This window comes from uncultured Alistipes sp., assembly GCF_902388705.1.
Taxonomy (GTDB): domain Bacteria; phylum Bacteroidota; class Bacteroidia; order Bacteroidales; family Rikenellaceae; genus Alistipes.
Genome location: NZ_CABMQJ010000088.1, coordinates 1 through 5,635 on the forward strand (window position 1 = coordinate 1; position 5,635 = coordinate 5,635).

4 protein-coding genes and 1 pseudogene are annotated in these 5,635 nt (G+C 63.1%); 2 read left to right on the top strand and 3 right to left on the bottom strand.

Going from position 1 to position 5,635, the window contains the following annotated elements; all coding sequences use genetic code 11:
• Positions 1 to 1,927 (bottom strand): annotated as a pseudogene (locus QZT71_RS11700) (hypothetical protein); the annotation flags it as partial.
• Positions 1,928 to 1,989: 62 nt separating this feature from the next.
• Here QZT71_RS11700 and tsaD point away from each other — a divergent pair.
• Together tsaD and QZT71_RS11710 are read left to right on the top strand one after the other, a co-directional pair.
• Positions 1,990 to 3,012, top strand: a complete 1,023-nt coding sequence (gene tsaD / locus QZT71_RS11705) for a tRNA (adenosine(37)-N6)-threonylcarbamoyltransferase complex transferase subunit TsaD (RefSeq protein WP_295916413.1) — start codon at positions 1,990 to 1,992, stop codon at positions 3,010 to 3,012.
• A gap of 11 nt (positions 3,013 to 3,023) precedes the next feature.
• Positions 3,024 to 3,740, top strand: coding sequence for a M15 family metallopeptidase (locus tag QZT71_RS11710; protein ID WP_295916415.1), 717 nt, complete (start codon positions 3,024 to 3,026; stop codon positions 3,738 to 3,740).
• A 502-nt stretch (positions 3,741 to 4,242) separates the two neighbouring features.
• Here the strand turns inward: QZT71_RS11710 and QZT71_RS11715 are convergent.
• Positions 4,243 to 5,337 (bottom strand): nitronate monooxygenase, encoded by a 1,095-nt coding sequence (locus QZT71_RS11715; RefSeq protein ID WP_295916418.1) that lies wholly within the window; start codon positions 5,335 to 5,337, stop codon positions 4,243 to 4,245.
• 118 nt (positions 5,338 to 5,455) lie between these two features.
• Positions 5,456 to 5,635, bottom strand: a 180-nt coding sequence (locus QZT71_RS11720; protein WP_295916421.1) for a hypothetical protein, incomplete at its 5' end; no start/stop codon positions are given.

Below are 5,635 nucleotides of genomic sequence, written 5' to 3' on the forward strand. Positions count from 1 at the left end.
GGGGCGCCTGCGCCGCTTCGTCGCCGCGCAGCAGGGGCAGGTATCTCCATGCGCTCTGCCGCAGGTAGCGGAAAACCTCGCGGTAGCTGGTCTTGCTGCGGAACGTGGCGTCGGCGAAGTCCGAGCGCAGCTCCACCAGTTTGCTGCGGGCCGAGTTCTCGCCCGTGACGGTCATGGTTTTCGAGGTGATTTGCTTGTCATTGTAGCGGTAGACGGCGTCCCCCACGTGGATGCTGCCGTTCAGGTCGTCCAGCGAGCGGCCGCTGGCGTTGGCCACGATGTGCGCCGAGAGCTCCGAAACCGAATCGCGGCGGTTGATGTGCAGGCGGGCCAGGTCGGCGCGGCGCAAATCCATCGTAAAGTCGTAGCGGGGCACCGTGTCATTGAAGTCGACCATGCCCGTGAAATCGAAATCGAGGTTGGGGTCGCGGGCCGTGATGCGGCCGTCGAATTCCCGGTTGCGCAGGCGGCCGTCGAGCCGCAGCGAATCGTACACGTAGCCGTTGAACCCCAGCTGCGTGACGTTGCCCACCACGTTGGCGTCGGTGTAACCCCGGCCCACGACGCCGTCGACCCACGCCGTGAGGGTCGCATTGCCCACCAAATCGCGGCGGCCGAGCAAATCGCCCAGCTTCAGGTTGCGCGTAGCCACGTCGCCCCGCACGCTGCTGCGCCCCCCGCGCAGGGGAGCCATCTTCAGGTTGCAGGTGATGTCGCCCACGTCGGTCACGGCCCCCGCCTGCATGTCGAACGACGAGAGCAGTCCCCGGAAGCGGGCGTTGATGTCCAGGTCACCCGAGTTGCCCAGTATCTCTACAAGTTTGTCCGACAGTTCGCGCCCCCCGATTCCGGCGGCCAGCGCGTCCACGGACTCGGCCGAGGATTTCAGGCGCGGAATCGACACGTCGAAACGGGTCTGCCGGATGTCGGGCAGCCCCTTGACCGAAGCGTCGGCCGTGAGCCACGTCCCTTCGCCGATTTGCAGGCTCCGTATCTTGCCCGTGAAGTCGGCGACCACGCCCGCGATTTCGACGTCGATATTGCTGAAATCCGTGTGCCAGTCGCGGAGCTTGGGCGCGAAGTAGGCGACATCGTCCGTCGAAACGGTCGTATTGCGCAGGGCGCCGTCGATGCGCACCTGCCCGATGAAGTCCTTGTACTCGGCCCACGAGTCGCCCACGAGCGAGATGTAGGGGATGCGCACGTTCGAGCGGGCCGTAACGATGGTGGCGTCCTCAAAGCCCATGGCGCCGTTGGTGAGGTAGAAGCGCCCGGCGAAATTCTCGAGCGAAAAGCCGCTGCGCTCGCGGGCCGACATGGACTCGATGGTGGTGTAAATCGACTGCCCGTCGATGGTGAAGTCGTCGACACGGGCGTTGATGCCGTAGAGGTGCATGTGGCTGAAGTCGATGCCGAATTCCGGGTCGCGGCGCGTGAGCCGCTCGAGGCAGAGATCCATGTTCCCGATCGCCGCCTTTTTGAGCGACAGGCGGAAGTTGCCTTTCCTGGGTTTGTCGGGGTCGCTGATACGGTTGACAATCTGCTTGATGTTCATCTCTCCCCCGGGCGTTTCGCGCAGGTAGAGCTTGGCGTCGGAAATCTCGCCGCGGCTCAACGTGAGCCCGCCGCCGAAGATGCCGAAGCCCGTCACGAAAGCGTCGAGTTTGCCGACGTACAGGAGCGTATCGCGCTGGTAATCCTCGACGTAGAACCCCTTGACCCTGACCTTGCTGAACAGCCCGATGTCGACCCGGTCGATGCTCACCGTGGTTTCCAGCCTGTCCGAAACGATGCGCACGGCTTTCTGCACCACGAAGTTCTGCACGGCGGGAATATCGAGCAGCAGCGAGAGCGCGAGGGGCAGGATTATCAGCAACAAAACGAGCGCCGAGAACACCTTTCCCAATATTTTTATACCTTTGCGCATTGACAGGTCGTTATATAACCTGCAAATTTAACTAAAATAGTTAAAAAAAACGAACAAACCGGATGGATATTACAATTCTCGGCATCGAATCCTCGTGCGACGACACATCGGCGGCCGTGCTCCGCAATAACGTGCTGTTATCGAATGTCATTGCCTCCCAGGCCGTTCACGTGAAATACGGCGGCGTGATTCCCGAGCTGGCCTCGCGGGCACACCAGCAGAACATCATTCCCGTGGTCGACACGGCGCTCAAAGAGGCGGGCCTGACGGTGGAAAACATCGACGCCATCGCCTTCACGCGCGGCCCCGGACTGCTGGGCTCGCTGCTCGTGGGCGTGTCGTTCGCCAAGGGGCTCGCCATCGCGCACAACATCCCGATGGTCGAGGTCAACCACCTCCAGGGGCACATCCTCTCGCACTTCATCGACCTGCCCGACCGCGAACTGCCCCACCCCGGTTTCCCGTTCCTCTGCCTGCTGGTCAGCGGGGGCCACACGCAAATCGTGCGCGTCGATTCGCCGCTCGAAATGGAGATTGTCGGCACGACGATCGACGACGCCGCAGGCGAAGCTTTCGACAAATGCGCCAAGGTCATGGGCCTGCCCTACCCGGGGGGCCCGGTAATAGACCGCCTGGCCAAAGAGGGCGACCCGAAAGCGTTCCGTTTCGCCCGGCCCCACGTCGACGGCTACGACTACTCGTTCTCGGGGCTCAAGACTTCGTTCCTCTACACGCTGCGCGACGCCGTTGCCGGCGACCCGGACTTCATCGAGCGCAACAAGGCCGACCTCTGCGCCTCGCTGCAAGGCACCATCGTGAACATCCTGCTCGACAAGCTGGTGCGCGCTTCGAAAGACACGGGCATCCGCGACATCGCCATCGCCGGCGGTGTTTCGGCCAACTCGGGGCTGCGCAACGGCATCGTCGAGGAGGGCAGAAAGCGCGGCTGGCGCACGTTCCTGCCCGAATTCAAGTTCACGACCGACAACGCCGCCATGATTGCCGCGGCGGGGCTTTACCACTACCGGCACGGCGACTTTTCGTCGCTCGACGTTTCGCCCGTGGCCCGGCTCGAAGAGCTGTAAACGGCCACGGGATGACACGGTTCCTCGCACTTCTCCTGCTGCTGGCCCCGGGCCTCCGCTGCGCATACGCCGGCGCCCCGGAAGCCCTGCGCACGTGGCGCGCCGGGGAGCGGGTTTCGGAGCAGGAGGTCGCCGCATACGGCATCGACAGGTGCTTCGCGTGCTGCGAAATCGACGACGCGACATTCGGCCGCATGCGCGGCAAGTCGTACAAGGCCGAATGCACCCTGCCCCGATCGGAATTGCGCTACCTCAAGTTGCTGCACCGCAACCTCGCAGGCGACATCCTGCTGGGTGAAATCATCTGCAACGAGGCCATAAGCGGCGATTTGCTCGAAATTTTCCGGACGCTCTACGACGCGGCCTACCCCATCGAACGCATGGTGCTCATCGACGAATACAATGCGCAGGACGGCCCTTCGATGCGGGCCAACAACTCCTCGGCGTTCAATTTCCGCTTTATCGCGGGCACCGCCAAACTGTCGAACCACAGCCGCGGCATGGCCGTCGACATCAATCCGCTCTACAACCCCTGCGTCCGGGTTCGCAACGGCCGTAGGCTCGTCGACCCCGCGCAAGGGGCGCCCTATGCCGACCGCACACGGGACTTCCCGTACAAAATCGACGAAGACGACCTCTGCTGCCGGGAGTTTACCCGGCACGGGTTCACCTGGGGCGGGCACTGGAAAAGCCTGAAAGACTATCAGCATTTCGAAAAGAGGCAATAGGCGCACACACCCAAGCGGCCCGGCAAACCCGTTTTCACCTCTGCCGTGCCGGCATTCGGTTCCGCCGCCCCGCTCCCTGCATCCCACCACCGGCTTTCCACCCGGCCCGCATCCCGCCACCGGCATTCCACCCCCTCCCCGCATTCCGCTTCCGGTTCCCCATTCCTACGCCTCGCCCCGGCACTTCTTTCCGCCACCGGCTTTCCGTTCCGCTGCCCCGTCCACAGCGCCTCCCCAGCTCCCTGCTTCACACCCCGACATCCCGCCCGGCAATCCATTCCATCCATTCCATCCCTCCCCGCATTCCGCTTCCGGTTCCCCATTCCTACGCCTCGCCCCGGCACTTCTTTCCGCCCCCGGCCCAGCACTCCGTTCCGACCTCCGGTTCCCGACACTCCGCTCCGGCATCCGCCCCTCCAGTTCCGGCACAAAACAAAACTCCCGGCCATCAGAGGCCGGGAGTTTCCTGGTTTGGGGTTCTCCCCGATTTTCCGCCGAACGGTTATTTCACGCCGAAAAGCTTATCCCGCAGCGAAAAGTTGTCGTACTCGGTTTTGAGCGAGGCAATCAGGTCGCGCACCGACTGGATTTTCTCGGCGCGCCATGCGTTCGCGCCGCAGAATGCGTACCCGTTCTGCAACCGCCCCTTGAAGGCGTTGTAGAGCGCCAGCATAATGCAGTAGGGGCTGTGCGTCACGTCGCACGTGCGGATGCAGTCGAAGGGACAATTCTTGGGCCGTTTGAGCCCCTCCTTCACCCGGTCGAGGAACGAGCTGTGGATAGCCCGGCCCGGCATGCCGACGGGGCTTTTGATGATTTCGATATCCTGCTGCGTGGCGTCGAGGTAGCTCTGCTTGAAGGCCGGGTCGGCGTCGCACTCGTCGGTCGTGACGAAGCGCGTGCCCATCTGCACGCCGTCGGCGCCCAGCGACATGATGCGGTAAATGTCCTCGCCGGTATAGATGCCGCCGCCCGCGATGACGGGGATGCGGCAGCCGTGCTCGGCCTCGAACGCGTGGACTTCGGCCACGATTTCGGGAACGATGTGCTCGAGCGAGAAGTGCTCGTCCGCAAGCTGGTCCTCCTTGTAGCCGAGGTGGCCGCCCGCCTTGGGACCCTCGACGACGATGGCGTCGGGGATGTACTTATACTCCGAGAACCATTTCTGGCACAACACCTTGGCGGCGCGTGCCGACGACACGATAGGCGCCAGCTTGGTCTTGGCGCCCTCGGTCAGGAACGACGGCAGGTTGAGCGGCAGCCCGGCGCCCGAGAAGATGATGTCGGCCCTCTCGGCAATGGCTGTCTTCACCATGTCGGCGAAATTCGACATGGCGACCATGACGTTCACGCCGACAATGCCTTTGGTGGCCTCGCGGGCCTTTTTCAATTCCTGTTTCAACCCCCATATCGAGGCTTTGCGGTAATCTTTCGAATAGTCGTTGTAAATTACCCCGAGTCCGGCCGACGAGATAACGCCGATGCCGCCCTGGTCGGCCACGGCCGAAGCCAGGCCCGAAAGGGATATGCCTACGCCCATGCCGCCCTGCACGATGGGGACGGGAGCGAGCAGATTTCCGATTTTCAGTGCTTTCATTCTTATTGTGGATTAGTGCAACCTAATTAACCTTGGGGCCAAAGGTACGAAAAACAAAGCGGAACACACCATGCGCAATGCGAATTAATTGTTAATTCTCCGCCGGACGTCACCGGAGCTATTCGGGAGGCACAGCCAGGGATTGCCGCGAACAGGGTTGCGGCACGGCGGCGGGAGCCGCGAAGGCCGGAAGCCCGGCGACCGGAACCACGGCGCGGGGACGCCCCGGCAGAAGTTGCGGCGACCGGAACCACGGCCCAGGGACGCCCCGGCGGAAGTTGCGAGCGAGGCGGCGGGA

Excerpts from the sequence above, each read along its gene's own strand:
- tsaD (WP_295916413.1), top strand. The coding sequence starts at position 1,990 with ATGGATATTACAATTCTCGGCATCGAATCCTCGTGCGACGACACATCG.
- QZT71_RS11710 (WP_295916415.1), top strand. The coding sequence starts at position 3,024 with ATGACACGGTTCCTCGCACTTCTCCTGCTGCTGGCCCCGGGCCTCCGC.
- QZT71_RS11715 (WP_295916418.1), bottom strand. The coding sequence starts at position 5,337 with ATGAAAGCACTGAAAATCGGAAATCTGCTCGCTCCCGTCCCCATCGTG.